The sequence below is a fragment of the Microcoleus sp. MOSTC5 genome, from assembly GCF_036701825.1.
Classification (GTDB): Bacteria; Cyanobacteriota; Cyanobacteriia; order Cyanobacteriales; family Microcoleaceae; genus Microcoleus; species Microcoleus asticus.
In genome coordinates this window covers 48,448-66,114 of record NZ_JAUBRK010000044.1, presented here as the reverse complement: position 1 = coordinate 66,114, position 17,667 = coordinate 48,448, and the positions used below count along the sequence as shown (strand labels likewise).

At 43.0% G+C, this 17,667-nt stretch carries 11 protein-coding genes; 4 read left to right on the top strand and 7 right to left on the bottom strand.

Annotated features, from left to right (window positions below; translation table 11 throughout):
• Positions 1–727: 727 nt before the first annotated feature.
• A complete protein-coding gene (locus QUA54_RS22905) occupies positions 728–1,441 on the bottom strand; it encodes a DUF1997 domain-containing protein (protein WP_333416426.1) in 714 nt (237 codons plus the stop codon).
• A 121-nt stretch (positions 1,442–1,562) separates the two neighbouring features.
• On the opposite strand from QUA54_RS22905, the gene QUA54_RS22900 reads away from it, so the two are divergent.
• Positions 1,563–2,222 carry an NAD(P)H-binding protein gene (locus QUA54_RS22900; RefSeq protein WP_333304476.1) on the top strand — a complete coding sequence of 220 codons (660 nt, stop codon included), beginning with the start codon at positions 1,563–1,565 and terminating at the stop codon, positions 2,220–2,222.
• Between the two features lie 158 nt (positions 2,223–2,380).
• Positions 2,381–3,667, top strand: coding sequence for a glycoside hydrolase family protein (locus tag QUA54_RS22895; protein ID WP_333416425.1), 1,287 nt, complete (start codon positions 2,381–2,383; stop codon positions 3,665–3,667).
• A gap of 136 nt (positions 3,668–3,803) precedes the next feature.
• Here the strand turns inward: QUA54_RS22895 and QUA54_RS22890 are convergent, their stop codons facing one another.
• Positions 3,804–4,196 (bottom strand): hypothetical protein, encoded by a 393-nt coding sequence (locus QUA54_RS22890; protein WP_333416424.1) that lies wholly within the window; start codon positions 4,194–4,196, stop codon positions 3,804–3,806.
• 272 nt (positions 4,197–4,468) lie between these two features.
• On the opposite strand from QUA54_RS22890, the gene QUA54_RS22885 reads away from it, so the two are divergent.
• Positions 4,469–4,666, top strand: coding sequence for a hypothetical protein (locus QUA54_RS22885; protein ID WP_333416423.1), 198 nt, complete (start codon positions 4,469–4,471; stop codon positions 4,664–4,666).
• Positions 4,667–4,911: 245 nt separating this feature from the next.
• Here the strand turns inward: QUA54_RS22885 and QUA54_RS22880 are convergent, their stop codons facing one another.
• Positions 4,912–5,160 carry a hypothetical protein gene (locus QUA54_RS22880; protein ID WP_172184828.1) on the bottom strand — a complete coding sequence of 83 codons (249 nt, stop codon included), beginning with the start codon at positions 5,158–5,160 and terminating at the stop codon, positions 4,912–4,914.
• Between the two features lie 162 nt (positions 5,161–5,322).
• Positions 5,323–5,667 carry a Dethiobiotin synthetase gene (locus tag QUA54_RS22875; protein ID WP_172184826.1) on the bottom strand — a complete coding sequence of 115 codons (345 nt, stop codon included), beginning with the start codon at positions 5,665–5,667 and terminating at the stop codon, positions 5,323–5,325.
• 350 nt (positions 5,668–6,017) lie between these two features.
• On the opposite strand from QUA54_RS22875, the gene QUA54_RS22870 reads away from it, so the two are divergent.
• Positions 6,018–7,478, top strand: coding sequence for an SGNH/GDSL hydrolase family protein (locus QUA54_RS22870; protein ID WP_333416422.1), 1,461 nt, complete (start codon positions 6,018–6,020; stop codon positions 7,476–7,478).
• 454 nt (positions 7,479–7,932) lie between these two features.
• Here the strand turns inward: QUA54_RS22870 and QUA54_RS22865 are convergent, their stop codons facing one another.
• From QUA54_RS22865 to QUA54_RS22855, 3 genes are all read right to left on the bottom strand, one after another.
• Positions 7,933–9,477 (bottom strand): response regulator, encoded by a 1,545-nt coding sequence (locus QUA54_RS22865; protein ID WP_333416421.1) that lies wholly within the window; start codon positions 9,475–9,477, stop codon positions 7,933–7,935.
• A complete protein-coding gene (locus QUA54_RS22860) occupies positions 9,477–15,404 on the bottom strand; it encodes an AAA family ATPase (protein WP_333416420.1) in 5,928 nt (1,975 codons plus the stop codon). The genes QUA54_RS22865 and QUA54_RS22860 overlap by 1 nt, the downstream gene beginning before the upstream one ends.
• Positions 15,405–16,747: 1,343 nt before the next feature.
• Positions 16,748–17,566: an MlaE family lipid ABC transporter permease subunit gene (locus QUA54_RS22855; RefSeq protein WP_333416419.1), complete on the bottom strand. Its 819-nt coding sequence runs from the start codon at positions 17,564–17,566 to the stop codon at positions 16,748–16,750.
• Positions 17,567–17,667 lie beyond the last annotated feature (101 nt).

Genomic DNA, 17,667 nt, shown 5'->3' with positions numbered 1-17,667 from the left:
TTATCATTATTATTCCATAATATTTCTATCCCAAGAGGTATTGACAAAATCTACTCCTTTCTAACTTGTTACCAATGATCCGAGCCAGCTTTGAACTGCATCGGCTACACTGCTTAATCATCAGGTAATAAGGAGGGAAAGCATGATGACAGAAGGAGAATCTTGTAATAACAATGCTGTCGAAGTTGATGTCCTCTGACTTGAAACTATTGTGTTTCACCCTGTGATCAATTTACCCAGCATAAAAACTAATTGGCGTGATAATAAAAGAGCCTATGTCAAAATGCAATCACGACCTTACCCTTAAACTGTATTAGCAATAACTTGGTTATTTCGATTAACTGGTCAAGCAAATGTTGCGTTCAATAAAACAGGGGTAAGGTGCGCCCTAAGCACGCGAAGGAAGTGATATCGTTTTTGGTTGCATCGGTATTGTTCAAATGTCCAAACGGTCAGTTGTCCCGAAAGCATAATTTTAGTCAACAGTCAACAGTCATCTGGCTCGTGCAACTGCAATTGATATGATATCAGTTTCAAAAAAGCAACTGTAGGGCCGTGTTCCCCACCTATACACAATCAGTTATTCCCACTTCTTTAATCTCAAATAGTTCGCCTGAGCGCTCGCGCCGAAGTCTAAAATCTCAAAAGGTATGAGTTATTACGATCGCACTTATGAGTAAGGTGCGCAGTGCGCACCCTACAAATGTCAGTTAGAACGCAAGTCTTGTTAATGTTTATGAGGATTTTTCGGAAAAGGAATGCCCAAACTTTCGTGAAACACAAGCTGAGTTTTATAAGTCAAGCGGCGGTTAACTTGTTTAATAATTTTTTCCAAAAGTGCATCGCCGGTTTTTTCTATTAAAGGTTGAGACATCGATCGAATAAACTTGGGAAAGCAAACCCCCACCGCCAAATCCAGCTTCCACGCAGCACTGGTAATAGCAGGCGGCAGCTTAGCACGTTCCGAGCTCGGCCAATCGGCGGCAAACTCATGAGACGGTATCTCCACTAGCTTCATCGCCGATCGAAAATCCACCTCATACCCCGGTGAGGTATAATTCGGAACCGGAATAGTCTTAATCAAATAGCAGCCTTCAGCGTCAGGAGGCAGCAACTCTAAACCAATTCTCGCTTCAACGCAGTAGCCAAAAGCCCCAAAACGCCCGATTAATAAGTCATAGCCGTTTTCGCCGAGCGGCTGGGCCTTCATCGGCGAAGCGCAATGGCAAAACCAACTCTTGTGGTTGTTCAAATGCTTCGCCACCGTCTCCGCATCCGCGTACATCTCCATGCTGTCTTCAAAATGCGTGTGAAACCAAATCGGCTCAACTTCCTCTCCTGCCTCCGCGCTGCCACTTTCCGGCTGTCGGAAACTCGCATCTGGGTAGTAATTTTCGTCAGAAGCTTCAAAAGTTTGATATTCAGCGGAATCCTGCTTCATTGTATGCTCTCCTGTTATACACGCCAATCAATCTGGTTGGGGATGTGTTAAGGAAGTTTCCTCCCTACAATTGAGAAATTGATAGTAACAAAACTTACCCTAGTTCAGCATAACTCGACTTATGAAAGCATTTGTAGCAGGAGCCACAGGTCAGACTGGCCGCCGAATCGTCGCAGAATTGGTCAAGCGAGGCATTCCCGTGCGCGCTTTAGTCCGAAATCTAGAGACAGCTAGGCAAATTTTACCACCGGAGGCTGAGTTAGTGACTGGGGATGTATTAAATGCGACTTCCCTGGGCGATGCCATCGGCGATAGTACGGTGTTGCTGTGCGCGACAGGGGCAGCCCCTGGTTTTGACCCGACAGCGCCTTACAAGGTGGATTTTGAAGGTACTAAAAATTTGGTGGATGCAGCTAAGGCTAAGGGAATTGAGCATTTTGTGCTCGTGACTTCTCTGTGCGTCTCTAACTTTTTTCACCCGCTGAATTTGTTCTGGCTGATTCTGGTTTGGAAAAAGCAAGCCGAGGAGTATTTGCAAAAAAGCGGCTTGACTTATACGATCGTCCGTCCGGGCGGTCTCAAAAATGAGGATAATTCAGATGCGATCGTCATGGCTGCTGCCGACAAACTATCAGACGGTAGCATTCCCCGCACTAAGGTAGCCCAAGTGTGCGTGGAGGCGCTGTTTGAGCCGACTTCTCGCAACAAGGTTGTGGAAATTGTGGCGAAGTCGGAGGCTCCGCAAAAGAGTTTTGAGGAGTTGTTTGCTGCTGTGATTTGATTGAATTAGGCTCGCTTGGGTTCGGTGCGTCAGACAAAAAACACTTTGATGTGGGTCAAAGATTGGGGCTGACGCACCCTACACCAATTTTCCGATCGCCAAATCTGGCAAAATCTTAATAGTTTTACTATTCGCCGTTGAAATTTCCCTCTCTCAGCATGAAAACTCTCAAGTGGCCAGCTTGGTTCCCCTATCCGATTTCGTGGTTAAGGGCATTTGCTCTCGCTCAGAGTTTTAGTTTTGTCCTTCGCAGGGGCATTCCTTTTGTCAGCGACGATATCGGCTTTCTGACTCTACTGCTGGCGGCTTGGCTGATTCAGTTACCTTTGTTTTCTATTTGTCACTTTTTAGCCGTCAAAATCTTAAATCCCTTACTAATTACGCTGCCGAGCCGCTTTCGCGTTGCGCGCAAGTTCAAGCGCCGACACACTGGTATGCGATCGCACTTGCGAGAAGGCTTGAATGCTCTTGTAGTGATTTTTTTTGCATTCAATCTGTCACTGTTGGTGCAACTTGCGATTTTTTATTGGCCCGCGCGATCGATCGATCCGGCTCAATTACTAGCAGGAATATCTACTCTAACAAATGTTGCGATCGCCGGTGAATTCGATTTCTGGCTCATCAAATTGGCTGGGGTTTTATCGAGTTTAACCCTGTTAGCAGCGCCGCTATATCAATACGATTTTCGGGTGCGCCGGATGCGGGCGGCTCGAAGATTAGCCGAAATTGCGGAAATAGAAATGACTTGGCTAGAAGCTGAGAAATTGAGCCGTCGAAAAAGGGGTTTGCTGAGGCAATCGGAAATTCAAATCCTCGGATTTCTACTTTTAATCGGCGCTGTGATTGGCGGCGGTGTTTTTTTTGTTGCCAATTTGCGGGGAAATCAGCAGTTGTCACAGTCGGCGAGTGAGGGGAGACAATCTCCGCCGCTGGCGATGAAAACGGGCGATCCTTACATTCGAGCCCTGATGCGCACTATTTCTGCTAGCGAGTCGAATGTTTCTCGACCTTATCACGTTGTTTACGGTGGCAAATACGTATTAGATTTGAGCCGCCATCCTGACTGGTGCGTGAAGATTGTTAATGGCCCGAATCGGGGCAAATGTACTACGGCTGCGGGCAGGTATCAATTTCTGACTACGACTTGGAAGGAGAAAGCTAAGCGCTATCAGGCCCGTCCTGCTAATTTTTTATTTTGGGAAGATTACAGTTTTGAACCCGAAGATCAGGATGCTGTGGTTTATGCTTGGTTGAGCGATCGCAAGTTTTGGAAAGCTGATATTTCAGAAATGCTGCGGCAGGAAAGATTAACTGAGGTATTGCGGATGCTTTCGGGAACTTGGACGAGTTTGGGATATGGAATTGAGAACAATTCTATGAGTTCTAGTTTGCCGAAAGTCTACCGGGAAATGCTGCGGGAAGAATTGGAAAATGCTGGTTCTTAGAGAGTTAAATCTTCGCTGTTGACTGTTGACTGTTGACTGTTGACTGTTGACTGTTAATTGTTAACTGTTAACGAATGTTAGTGGTTATTAACAAGCCAAAGCGCTTAAAAAATAACCACTAACAAGTAACGAGTAACTAATCCATCAATTCTGGTAAAAAGGCTGTCAGGCATTTGTACAATTCTAATCCCGGCGCAGCTTGCAGCGGATAAAGCTTGTCGAAATTAATTGGGTTTCCCGGTGCTAATTTCCACTCGGTTTGCTGTGCTGTTTTCGGGGAAATTTCGATCGCTACCGTGATGTTAATAATGTTGTTCTGCTGGGGGATTCCCCGGAAGCAGTAACTTTTTCCCGTGCGTTTGTCGGAATCGCTGCCGGTGATGTATATATCTTGTTTGCGAAATTGGATTTCTCGAAAAGGTCGATCGATCACAAAGGAGTCTCGGTAGCGGTAGTCTCCGTCGGGTAAGCTTTGGACAGTCGGCCTGATTTGACTTATAACTGTTGCTGGACTAAAAGTTAAAATCATAGATAGCAGTTCCTGCTGTGACAACGGCGATTGTAGGGGCGATCGCCTTTTTGCTTGCTGGTGTCTGTGTCGTCGCGGGCGATCGGCTTAAACAAACGCCCCGTGTAACAAATTAATAAGAGTTGTTATGTAGTTTAAGTTGATCCCTACTGATCGTGAATAATTATTTCATGATTTCATCTCTATTACCCATCTGAGGAACAATAGAAATATTGAGCAAGCCCTGAGAAATTTTACGGGCGCATATCTAGGGATAAACAGAGGATACTGCTATGTTTTGCCGGACGGGAAGAACAAAAAATTTAGGGCTAGTTGAAGCCGGAAACTCGGAACTGCGAGGCTCTACCACCTCGGCGTCTAAAAGTATCCGCACTGTCCGATCGCGAGTTTACAAAGATGAGGCTTTGGTGTCGGCTGCGCTGGAGGAACTGCCAGCTCTTTTGGCATCCCTCGAAAGCTTTCGCGAGTAGTAAAGTTTGGATTTTCTCTTGCTATATATGGCGCGTTGAGGTTTGTGATAGTGACTGCAAACTAAGCAGGGGCTGTGTTGATTGCACCTACAATCCTCCTCGATTTGAGTATAGTTTTGCTGTACTGCGGTCGAACAGAACGCAGAAACCTGGTTGTTTACACAAAAACATTTTTACAGCGCTTTGTCCTGGTATAAAAACCCGGTTTCTTGGGTTTTTGTCCGTAAGTCCTGTGTTAACAAAATTTATTTGTGAGTGTCATCGGGTGCGAGCGATGCCTCTACCTTTTGGGATGAACGGCTTAACATAGAGTCGTGCAGGTGTTCACTGTGCTGCCGTTCTTGAGCCATTAATTCTCTGGCTTTTTCTTCAGTAATTCCCTCGCTAGGTGTTTCTAGCTCGTGAGAGGAACGGTTGAGCATAGAGTCTTGCAAGTGTTCGCTATGCTGCCTTTCTTGTGCAATTAGTTGTCTAGCTTTTTCTTCTGCGTTCATGAGTAGTTTCTCCAATTGCTTGTTAGAATCGATTATTTTATTAAGATGCCACAATTCGAGGGTAAATGTAGCAAGATTTACAGATTTTTTTACAAAAATTTGTATAATAAAAAGTTGAGTCTGCTGGCGGTGGGTATCGGGAGCGGTGGTTGCCGAGCTAAATTACTGCCAAACGCCGGAAAAGATATTCTTGACTGCGATCGCAATTCGATTTAAGTCTTCCTTCAGCAACGGCGGCCAAGAAACTCCTTTGCGCAGTCCTGCTTCAAATTGCTGCAAACCTTCTACTGAGAGTAAATGCAGTGCCGAGATTAATTGTCGATCGAGCATTGGAGATTCTTGCAGGCCCTCAAACAATATTTTTAAAGCTAATAAAATCGATGTCACCTGTCCCGGTACGGGTGGCTGACCTTGTTTGAGACGCATCAGGAAGGCGTCGGGATTTTTCTTTGTTTCCAGGGCGGTTCCTTGGTCGATCAGAAAACTGCGGGCTGTTTTGTAATCCATTTGACGTGCGATCGATCTCCGGCAATTAATTAGCTGGCATTATATCACTTTATGTCTCGCTCAATTTGGTAATATATTTCGATACAGGCTAAACTACAGCTACTCGTGAGGTGCGCCAGCCCAGTACCCGGAAGCTACTCGTGAGGTCGCATTGTCCAGTACCCGAAAGCTCTCGTGAGGTGCGCATTGCGCACCCTAAAGCTACTCTTGGTAAGCCCAGGTTTATCTAAATTTTACAGTCAAGTTTGATCGAGTTTTTGTGGGGTGGGCGGGACGCCCGCCCAAAAATATAATTTAGATGCCCAACAGCTTAGTTATGGGTGGGATTTAAAGAATGGAAAAATAAAACAATGGCAAAACAGCAAGGAAATAGCAGAAAATCAAAGATTTATCGCTACTTGTGGCTGCTTTTTTTGTGTCTGAGCTTTCTGTTAGTTCCGCTCATTAAAAAAATAGCGGCTGATACGCCATTTCCCCCGCCGGCTCCTATTGAAAATAATGCTACTTTTGGAGCGAGGATTCAAAGGACTATGGGGTTACTTGCGGCAAGCACTCCAACAGACCGCCGCCAAGTGCGTATTCTATTCTACGGTCAATCCATCACTGAGCAAGATTGGTGGAAAGATGTAGCGAAGGATTTGAGACAGCGATTTCCCAATGCTGATTTGATTGTGGAAAATCGGGCGATCGGAGGATTTTCTGCCCCGATTTTAATCCGTCCCAGCGAACACGATTTGTATCCTTTTTATCCAGACTTGCTCATTTTTCACGTCTACGGAGGCGGTGAAGATTACGAAGCCATAATTGCCAATGTCCGCAGCCGCACTGCTAGCGAAATACTTTTGCATTCAGACCACATCGACTGGATGCCGACAGGCAACAGCGACGAGCCAGGACAAATAAACAGATACGAATGGCACAACACTCATTCTACTAAATGGCTGCCTGAGTTAGCCGATAAATACGGCTGCGAAATCGCCGAAATTCGTGAACCTTGGATGCGGTATTTGAAAGATAATCGCTTGCAGCCACAACAGCTATTAAGGGATGAAATTCACCTCAACGATTGGGGAAATTTTCTCCTAGCTGCTCTGATAAAACCGCACCTGCGATACAAGCCAAATTCTCCTCAACCGGCGCAGGATTTAGTTAAAAACTATACAGTTGGCAACGATGTTAAGTGGAAAGATGGCAAATTGGTTTTAGAATTTGAAGGAAATAGAATAGATGCGATCGCCGATAAAACCTTCAACGGCAAGGCAATTTCTGCTAGAATTGCGATCGACGGCAAAAAACCCTCAGAATTTCCTGAACTTTACAGCATCACCAGACCTAGCCTTAGTCTTGGCGTGGCTTGGCCGGCTATTCTCCAAGTATCCAGTCAAAAACCGCTAATCGTCGAAGATTGGAAAGCCGTAATTACAGAGATTAACAGCGACGCCAGCAAGTTTAAATTTGACGTTGTAGGTTCTAACACAGGTTACGACGGCAGCGGTACCAACGACGAAATGTTTGTCTCAAACTCTGGCCGCGTCGTGATTGAAGCGAGAAACTGGTGGCTGAAAAATGCCTATGAATACTCTAAAAAACTGACGCCTAAAGGCTTTGAGATTTCCTGGCAGGTGCGGCCGATGTTTGTTGATTCATACGTTCCGCCAAAGATTGCAGATTCAAGGCGCGAATACCCTACAACATTAGCTCAGAACTTAAGCAACTCCAAACACATCCTCGAAATCGCCCCCGAAACAGATGGGAAAGTTCCAATTCAGGCAATTCGAGTGTATCGCCCTCCTTATATTCCTGAACCATGAATTAGGACTTCATTCTTTACTGCGAACTGAATTTATGTAGGGTTCCATACACACCGCACCTTACCTGAGAACAGCGGGAACCGCTGTTCTCAGGTACAGTAGCAACAATTAGCTTTCCCAATTTCTTAAATGTTGAGGATTCATGTTTGTTAAGGTCAGGGTTAGGGTTGCATTTAATTTTGTCTCAGTTGCCTTTAATGTGCTTTAAAGTTTGGCTTCAGTTGCATTTAGTGTGGTTTCAAAAAAATCATGGTTGCGGAGTTGAGTAATTCTGATTGCGGTTTCCTACATTTAGGCCCATTTACGCTCTGCTTTGTCAGCTTTGAGAATAGCTATAATTTTATAGATTTGTGTACTGGCTGTCATAAAATATGAAGGTATTTACTGCGTATAAAGCCAGTTTGGGATTTATTGGGGCTTAAAATTTGTTCAAGTCCCGTTAAGTTAAAGTCACCTAAGAAATCCCCAAAGCTGTTTCAGACATCGGAATCAAATTGTTAGCAAATAATCGCTGGTGAATTGGAATATCAATAATAAAGTGTGCCCCCTGATTGGGAGCTGAAATACAATTGAGCTGACCACCGTGTTTCTCCACTACAATCTGATGCGAAATTGACAACCCAATACCGATGCCCTTCCCTAGAGGTTTAGTAGTAAAAAATGGCTCAAATAGGTGTCTGCTGATATCTTCTGTCATCCCAGACCCGTTATCCTTAATCTGGATTACTACCCGATTGCTGTCCGTGACTTCAGTGCGAATGAAAATCTTAGAGGGATTGGCTTTCATTTCACTTAACGATCGGGTCGAATTGTAATCATCTAGGGCATCAATAGCATTAGCGACAAGATTCATAAACACCTGGTTAAGCTGACCAGCATAACACTCTACCAGAGGCAGATTGCCGAATTGTCTGACCACCTCAATCGGAGGTCGATCGCCTCTTCCTTTAACGCGGTTATGCAAAATTAACAGAGTGCTATCAATACCCTGGTGAATATCCACTGGTTTCATCTCAGATTCATCTAAGCGCGAGAAGATTCGCAGCGACTGAATAATTTCGCGAATACGGTCTACGCCTACCTTCATTGAAGTCAGCAGTTTAGGCAAGTCTTCAACCAAAAACTCCAGTTCTATCTCGTCTATTTTATTTTCAATTTTTGCTCCAGAAACGGGGAATTCCTGCTGATAAAGATTCACGAGTTCAATCAGACTTTTGGTATAGTCATGGGCGTAAGAAAGATTCCCAAAAATAAAATTAACGGGATTATTGATTTCATGAGCTACACCTGCAACAAGCTGACCTAGAGAAGACATTTTTTCGCTCTGCACAAGTTTAGTCTGGGTCAATTGCAATTCGCGAAAAGCTTTTTCTAAGCATTGAGCTTGGGTTCGCAATTGAGCTTCCGATTGTTGCAATCCCGCCTCCGCTTGCAGACGCTCTTGAATCTCCTGTTTCAGTAATTGATTGGATTGGAAAAGTTCAGCCGTCCTTTCCTCAACTCGCCTTTCCAACTCCGATGCCAGCTTCAAGAGGGAGGATTCCGCTTTGACACGCTGTTCGATTTCTGCTTGCAAGCACACATTTTTCTCTAGGAGTTTCTTTGACAGGTTGCGCAGCTTCATGTGGACATTAACGCGAGCTAAAACCTCTTCGTGCTGAAGAGGCTTAGTGATATAATCAACCGCACCAAGACTCAAACCTTTAACCTTATCCACCGTATCAGCAAGAGCCGTCATAAAAATTACGGGAATGTCTCTCGTTAAATCATTGGCTTTCAAACGGCGACAAGTTTCAAACCCATCAATTCCGGGCATGAGCACATCCAACAGGATCAGATCGGGCGCGGCATATTCGACCTTTTGGAGAGCACTTTGCCCATCCCTAGCTACCAATACTTTGAAGCCATAATCAGCCAAAAAATCGAACAGGACACCTAAATTAGTGGGGGTATCATCTACGATTAAAATTGTGCTTTGTTCGGGAAATTCGTTACTCATTATTTTGCAGTCCTGTATTTCTTAATAAACTCCAAGATTTGTTGTTCTTCAAACCCTTTCACTAACTGGCGCAGATGGGTAGCAAAGGGCCCCCATTGCTCATTGAGTTGTTCTAACTTTGTAGCTTGCTCCCCAATAGCTCGAAGATCGCCCATCATAGCCAGATTGAATAAAATGGCGATTTCTTCATCGGGTGGAGCTACAAGTTCAGAACTTAAATATTTTTGTTCTGCTTCTGCTTTCCGAATTTCTTCCAAATTTTCTTCATAGATCCATTCTAACCCTAAATGAGTACGTAGTTTTTCTAAAAGCTCCTCTATTCGTATGGGTTTTGGGATAAAGTCATTGCAACCTACCTCCACACTTTGTTGTTTATCAAAATCAAAAACGCTGGCCGAAGTAGCAATCACTACTAAATTAGTCTGAGCTTGTAATTTGCGAATCCGGCGGGTCGCTTCTAAGCCACTCATTATTGGCATCATCAAGTCCATTAAGATACAATCGGGTTTAAACTCTTGCGCCTTGTTTAAACAGTCCTGACCCTCCGTTGCTTCCAGAATTTCAAATCCTAACGGCTGAAGCATTCCCGCCACGATCGAGCGATTCTGCCACTTGTCGTCAGCTATGAGAATTTTTCGCTTGCCGCCTTTGAAACCAACGATTGTGTGGGCATTGGCTTTTGCTGCATTAGTCGCCCATTCCGATACCTCTGGCAAATCTAAATCGAAGAAGAAAATGCTCCCTTGTCCTAATGTACTCTTCACCTTTATTTCACCGCCCATCATCTGGACTAATTGGCGGCTAATTGCCAGTCCCAACCCGGTTCCTTCAACCTTGCGATTGGCATCTCCTACTTGGTGAAAAGGCAAAAATATGTCTTGCAATTGCTCTGGTGCCATACCAACTCCGGTATCTTCCACTTGAAACCGGATTTTGCCATCCTGATATCCTACTTTGAATGCCACCCCACCTTTTTCAGTAAACTTAATCGCATTGCCGAGCAAGTTGATTAAAACTTGCCGCAACCGTTTTTCATCACCCTGGACGGCAATAGGTAGTTGGGTAATTGGCTCGTAAATCAGGGAGATTCCCTTTTGTTCTGCCCGAATATTGCAAATTTCAGCAAGGCCTTCCAAAAATTCTGAGAAATGGAAATTACTCAGGTGGATTTCCATTTTTCTGGCTTCGATTTTGGACAGGTCTAAAATATCGTTAATCAGGGTTAATAGGTGTTCGCCGCACTGACTAATGACGTTCAGACCATCTTTTTGCTGGTCAGCCAAGTTTTTTTGTCGTTTCAGGATTTGGGTGTAACCCAAAATGCCATTAAGTGGCGTTCGGAGCTCGTGGCTCATATTAGCAAGAAACTCACTTTTGGCAGAGTTGGCGGCTTTTGCTAATTCTTCTGCTTTTTGTAAATCGATATTTTTTTCTTGTAACTGTTGCGTTCTTTCTGCCACCTTCGCTTCTAAAGTAGCGTTGGCTGCTTCCAAATCTTTATAAAGACGGGCATTTTCAATCGAAATAGCTGCTTGAGAAGATAAAAGTTGTAAAACTTCTAAACGATCGGGAGTAAAAGCACCAGTTGTGAGATTATTTTCTAAGTAAAAAATGCCCGTAAGTTTTCCTTGATGAACGATTGGAGTACATAATACTGACTTGGGTTTTTGGTTGACGATATAAGTATCCGCTGTGAACGTTCCCTCACAGCTTGCATCGTTTAAGACAACATTTTCCTGAGTTCTGGCAACATAGTTAATCAAAGATATGGGTAGTTGCTGACTTTTTTCTACTGGTATTGTTTGCAGCACTTCTACATCGCTCTCTACGGTTCCATAGGCTTCTATTAGTAGATTCCCAGCTTTTTCTAAAATGAAAATGCCACTTTGAGCCCCCGCATTCTCGATCGCAATTTTCATCAATTTCGCCAACAGCTTACTCAGTACAATTTCACCAGAAAGAGCTTGAGATGCTTTGATCACAGTAGCTAGATCTAGAGATACTGCACTCCCTCCACTCGTCGAGGTAGTGGTCATAGTGACCTGGTTCCGTTGAGCTTCTGGCTTGGCTATCCGGGAAAGTATTTGAGGATATCTGGCTTCTAAATCTTTGACTATAGCTTTCGCTCCCCAGCGACTATATCCGTAGTAAGCATCGGTTAAATAAATCCGAGCAATTTTATTTTTAGCGCGGGAAAAATAAAACTCTGCTGCTAGTTCGTTGGCTAATGCTTCTTCTTGGATATATCCCTGTTCTTTAGCTCCGGCTATGGCGCGATCGTAATAATCGCTGGCTTCTAAAGGTTGTCCCAAAATCCGGGCTTTTTCTGCTTCTACTAAGTCATACTTATGCTGGAAGTTGCACGGCGCGTAAAACGCCCAGGTCTTTAATTTTTCTTGATTCGCTGTTAATTCACTTAGGTATTGTTCTTTCTGGCCTGGTTCCGCTTCGGGATATAGTGCTATGAGGGCAAGAGAATAGTAGAAGTTGTAGATACTCATGTGCATTAATCCTGCCCCAGTGTCGGCATATTTTAATGCTAAGTTGGCATTGGATACTGTTTTATCGGGTTCTTTAAATAGATAAGAGAGAATCATTTTGCCGACATGGTAAGCATAGAGCAAAGTCCCAGTGTTAGACGCCTCGATTCCTGGCAGTAGTTCTTCTTCATTAAAACTTTCACCTAGCAAAAAGTATTTATCTGAGTTTTTGTCGAGTAGATTGTCAACTATTTGCTGGTAAATTTTAACAAATAAAGTATCGTATTCTTGTTTGAGTTTAATGGTTAGGGCAACATACTTTGCCTGTTCCTGCTCAACTTTCTGTAGTTCCCTGCCGCTGAAAAATAACTGATTGCAATAATTGACTGTACTGTGACAAGCATATTCTATATCTCCAGTTTCTATACCACTTTGAATTGCATCAACCAAAGGTTCTAGGGTAGTATTAAGCGGATCTTTCCAAAATCTAACAAGACAATTAAATATACAAAGTATTTTTGATTTAAGGGTGATTGTGTTAAATCGCTCTAACAGAAAAACAGCTAATTTGCCAAAATTATATCCAGAATCTATGTCTCCTAATCCTCCACAGAGTAGCACTCCATACCAAACATAAGCAAAAGCAGATTCAGGCGAATTTCCATACTTAATAGACAAGGCTATTTTTGTATAAAGAATTCGCGGAAACATCGCAGGATTTACAATAAAAGCTGATGTTATAATAAGATTTAATATTCGCATAGTTGCGAGTTTATCGGGATCTGTCATTGCCGGCAAGTTAGCTAAATCCTCAAACATTAGTTTTTGAGGGGGTTCTTGCTCTAGGCTAATTCCGAACATTTCCAGAACAGCGATTCCATTATCTATAGCTGATTGTCTCTTATTTTGAGACATCTCTAACTGAATTCTAAGTTCGTAGACCTTGCCTTTTTCCAGAAGGGTTTTTGCTTGTTGCAGGATGGTTTCAGAAAGTTCTTGCGATCGCTCAAAATTAGTGTTTATATATTCAGTTTCTGCTGCTTCCAGATGAAGGTTAAACGTCAGCTCATATTGACTCTCCCAGCTATCCTGAGGGAGAAATCCTAAACCCACATTCAAATATTTGACAGCCGACTCATAAGCTGTGGCAGACTTGGCTTTCTGTCCGGCGATCAGATTGAGTTCTGCCAACTCATATCTTTCCCACTCCAAAGTGATTAAATCGGTGCCGTAATTGAGTTGGTTAACCAGTGCAAAGATATTTTCTTTTCGTTCTTCCGGCGTTGTAGAATGTAGCAGCAGTTGACCGATTTTTAGGTGAGTTTCTTTTTTATGGTCGTCGGGAATTAGAGAATAAGATGCCTGCTGCACTCGGTCATGCAAAAACTTATAGATGACATCAAACTGCTCGGGTGAATTTTCTGTCGATGTTTCCGAGTCAAATACCAGGGGGATTTTGTAGGAATTATTTAGCGGGATAACAAAACCAGCTTGTAGCGCTTTCCATAAATCTCTTGCCGTCTCTGACTGAGATTGTTTATTAGCAATTGCCAAAACTTCTAAACTGAATAGGTCTCCAATACAGGCAGCTAATTTTAAGACATTCTGCGTCTGGGAGGACAGCTTTTGAATTTGGCTGACCATCAATTCGACTACATTATCGCTGATATCAATGCCTTGAAGCAGTTGGATATCCCACTGCCAACAAACTCGATCGAAATCAAAGGATAGGAGTTTGTCTTGATAAAGGGATTTGAGCAGTTGATTTAAGAAGAAGGGATTCCCCTGGGTTTTCTTAAAAACTAACTCAGCCAGACTCAAAACTTGGGAAATTGGACTGCGAAGGGTTTCGCTCACTAATTGGTTGACATGGGAGATTTCTAAAGATTGGAGGATAATATTATTGACTAGCGCATTTGTCTTTTGAATTTGCTCTAAGGTATAAATTAAGGGATGAGTGGCACTGACTTCATTATCTCGATACGCCCCAATTAATAGCAGATATTTACTATCTGGATCGGTCATAATTAGCTGGATAAGCTTGAGCGAAGCTGAATCAGCCCACTGCAAGTCATCCAAAAATATCACTAAGGGGTGTTCGGCTTTACTAAACACCTGTATAAATTTTTGAAACACTCGATTAAATCGGTTTTGGGATTCGGTCGGTCCCAAAGTCGGAACCGCAGGCTGTTGGTCAATAATTTTTTCTACTTCGGGAATAACATCAATAATAATTTGCCCATTGGCACCAAGTGCTTCGAGAATTTTAGCTTTCCAAATTGCTATTTGAGCGGAATTTTCAGTTAGCAGTTGCCGCATCAACCCTTGAAATGCTTGAATTAAAGAAGCATAAGGAATATTCCGCTTAAATTGGTCAAATTTACCAGAAATAAAATACCCTCGTGCTCCGACTATAGGTTTATCAACTTCGTTAACCAAAGAAGATTTGCCGATACCTGAATAACCCGAAACTAGCATCATTTCCGTTTTCCCACCACTGACGCGAGCGAAGGCTTCTAGCAAACTAGCAACTTCTCTTTCCCGTCCATAAAGTTTTTGCGGAATCAGAAATTGGCTGTAGGAATCTAGTTGACCTATAATAAAGTGGCAAATCTCTCCTGAAGAAAGCATCTGCTGGCAGGTTTCCAAGTCAACCTTTAGTCCCAAAGCACTTTGATATCTATCTTCAGCGGTTTTAGATAATAATTTCATTACGATCTCAGAAACTGCATCCGGGATTTCTGAATTCAGTTCTTTCGGTGGTATTGGTGCTTTAGCTATATGGCAGTGAACGAATTCTAGAGGGTCTTTTGCGGAAAAAGGTAGCTTACCCGTCAGCATTTCATAAAATGTAACACCAAGGGAGTAAAAGTCGGTGCGGTAGTCCACCGATCGGTTCATTCTGCCGGTTTGTTCCGGCGACATATAAGCGAGAGTTCCTTCTAATAAGTTGGGATTGGTGACGGTTTGATTTTCTCGGTCTAAGAGAGAAGCAATGCTAAAATCAATGATTTTTACTTCCTTTGTCTCTGGGTTAATTAGGATATTTTGGGGCTTAATATCTTTATGGATCACATTACTTTGATGGATCTCTCCCAGAGTGTTTGCTAACTGAATGCCGATTTTGAGAAATGCGTTTATAGCTAAGGATTGATTTTTGAGAAAATCTTTTAAAGATTGACCGCTAAAATTTTCTACTATCAGCGCTAAGCCGTTATGATAGTTTTCTAAGGCTATGGGCTTGACTATTCCTTCACTGTCTAAATGTCTGAGGATTTTATGTTCGTGTCTTAAGCGGGAAATTTCTTCGATTGTCGGATGCTCGGTCTTGAAGGTTTTGATAATCGCGGAGGTTCTATCAACGTGTCTTGTGGCGCGATAAATAATAGTATTGACACTTTCGTAAATAGCTTCGCTTAGGTTGTAACCGAAAAAGCTAGGGTTCATGTGTGTAATTTCACTGATGATAAATTGAAGACCCGAGGGTATCTCAGTAGGTATATCTCAGTAGGTATACTGATATTTATGACAAAATTAAAAAAATATTCAAATGCACTACAAACAAGTATAATCTAAGGTTTTTAAATATTTTTTGAAGTTTAACAAATCTAAATATAAAAAAAACTAATACAGGGGGAACCCCTGTTATGCGGTACAATAAATAAAAATAAAATATCCTTGGTTAATCAAAGCTAATCAAAGCATATTCCCTCGCTCTCCGAGAAAAAATAGTGACAGCACATTTGGCAGAAAAGATGTCAATTAGAAAAGTAGCCACCAGATTTTAGGGAGCCTAAAAGTCTCGTCTAACAACAGCCACGAGCAACAACAAACCGAGGGAAATTTATAGCCGAAACAGAGAGGAAAACCGCAATTCAGTCATCTGACCAATGCGAAAGCATTCGTCAAAGCACTTGTAACAGCTCATCTTGATACCACCTTGGTCGATTTATCTGAATTATTTGCTATTAAGACCGGAAATTGGGTGAGTCGGACGGCAATGTGTCGCTGCGCGGCAAAAATTAGGACTACATCGTAAAAAAAACCCGGGTAGAGTAGGCAAGTCGCGACAGAAAGAGTCCAAAAATTAAGAGTGGAGTATTGGGACAAGATCAAAGATATGGAGGCACAAAACAAGCGTATTTTTCGAGGAAACCGGGATTCTACTGAGTGCGACCAGAACTCATGCCCGTTCACAGCTAGGGAGAAGAGTATCCAACCTAAAGCCATTTTATAGAGGGGCACTAATTTACAGCCCCTGGGGCAATTAGTATTAATCAATTGCTGGGATTAATGACAGTGAAGGATTCAACTGAGCGAGCGGCATTGTCGTATTTATTGAGCTGTTTTTATGTTATCAATTATGGACAGTATCTGTAGTAGTAATGGATAATTTACCCGCCCATAAACTAGCATCAATTGTGCGAATGATTGAAGCTGTAGGTGCGAGTGTTATGTGTTTATATCCATACTCTCGCCTATTTTAATCTCCTTGAACAATGGTTGTCACAACTCAAATTTTTTTTGCGGAGATTTGATCCAACTACCACGTCCATGATTGATATAATAATTGCAGTTGGGGTGAACAAACATGAATTCTCAACATTTAAGAAGTTGGGAAAGCTAATTGCTGCTACTGTACCTTATAACAGCGGTTACCGCTGTATTTGTTAGTTTTTTAGAAAGGAGCGAAAGTTTGTGTATGAGCCGTTTTAACCCCCGAGTATTATCAAATAGTTATTAACAAAGGCATGATCTAACTCTTGTTCTATCGCCCGTGCAACTCTCGATTAACCTCCGTTTCTCATAATCCCCAACTCGTGAAACATCAACAGCGATAAAAACAAATCAGCGACAAAAATAAACACCCACGAAGTCACCACCGCCGCCGTTGCAGCTTGGCCTACCCCTTTCCCTCCGCCCGTCGTCGTCAACCCCCAACCGCAACCGACAAGGGCAATTATTAACCCAAAAATAAAACTCTTAATCGCCACATTAACTAAATCCCAAGGCCCCAAAAAAGTCCGCACCGATTCCAAAAATACCGACGGTTCCAACTCGTAAAAATTAACGGCCACAAACAGCCCGCCCAAAATTCCCACCGCTACCGAAAAAATTGTTAACACTGGCAGCATGATGCAGCAAGCTATCACCCTCGGCACTACTAAATAATCAACCGGATTGGTTCTCAACATATACAGGGCGTCTATTTGTTCCGTCACCTGCATTTCTCCTATCTCCGCGGCAAAGGCCGAACCTACTTGTCCCGCCACCACGCCCGCCGTTAAAAGTGGTGCTAATTCGCCGCAAAATGCCAGAGCAAAAGCACCTCCTACCGCCCCAACCGCGCCAAAGCGAACCAATTCTCTGGCCGATTGAAAGGTAAAAATCATGCCGCCAAAAAAGGCTATTAGCAGCACGGAGCGGAAGGAATCCAGGCCTACTGTTACTAAATGTTCCATGATTTGGCGGCGGTCAATTTTGCCTTGGAGTATCCGCAGCAGCACTTGGCCACCCAGGAACAGCGTCACTAAAAACCGCTGAAACCACCTGTTATTGAAGGTTTCATCTAAATGTCGATCGCGCTTTTCTTGGCATTTTTTAACCAATGACTGATGGCTCGCGATTAATTGCAAACAGGGCGAAGCACTGCCACATAGAGATTTTCGGCAATCCTACAGCAATTATTGCACGATTTGTCAACATATTT

Bases quoted from the DNA above. Each gene is read 5' to 3' on its own strand.
- QUA54_RS22905 (WP_333416426.1), bottom strand. From the start codon at position 1,441: ATGAAGCAGGATTCCGCTGAATATCAAACTTTTGAAGCTTCTGACGAA.
- QUA54_RS22900 (WP_333304476.1), top strand. From the start codon at position 1,563: ATGAAAGCATTTGTAGCAGGAGCCACAGGTCAGACTGGCCGCCGAATC.
- QUA54_RS22895 (WP_333416425.1), top strand. From the start codon at position 2,381: ATGAAAACTCTCAAGTGGCCAGCTTGGTTCCCCTATCCGATTTCGTGG.
- QUA54_RS22890 (WP_333416424.1), bottom strand. From the start codon at position 4,196: ATGATTTTAACTTTTAGTCCAGCAACAGTTATAAGTCAAATCAGGCCG.
- QUA54_RS22885 (WP_333416423.1), top strand. From the start codon at position 4,469: ATGTTTTGCCGGACGGGAAGAACAAAAAATTTAGGGCTAGTTGAAGCC.
- QUA54_RS22880 (WP_172184828.1), bottom strand. From the start codon at position 5,160: ATGAACGCAGAAGAAAAAGCTAGACAACTAATTGCACAAGAAAGGCAG.
- QUA54_RS22875 (WP_172184826.1), bottom strand. From the start codon at position 5,667: ATGGATTACAAAACAGCCCGCAGTTTTCTGATCGACCAAGGAACCGCC.
- QUA54_RS22870 (WP_333416422.1), top strand. From the start codon at position 6,018: ATGGCAAAACAGCAAGGAAATAGCAGAAAATCAAAGATTTATCGCTAC.
- QUA54_RS22865 (WP_333416421.1), bottom strand. From the start codon at position 9,477: ATGAGTAACGAATTTCCCGAACAAAGCACAATTTTAATCGTAGATGAT.
- QUA54_RS22860 (WP_333416420.1), bottom strand. From the start codon at position 15,404: ATGAACCCTAGCTTTTTCGGTTACAACCTAAGCGAAGCTATTTACGAA.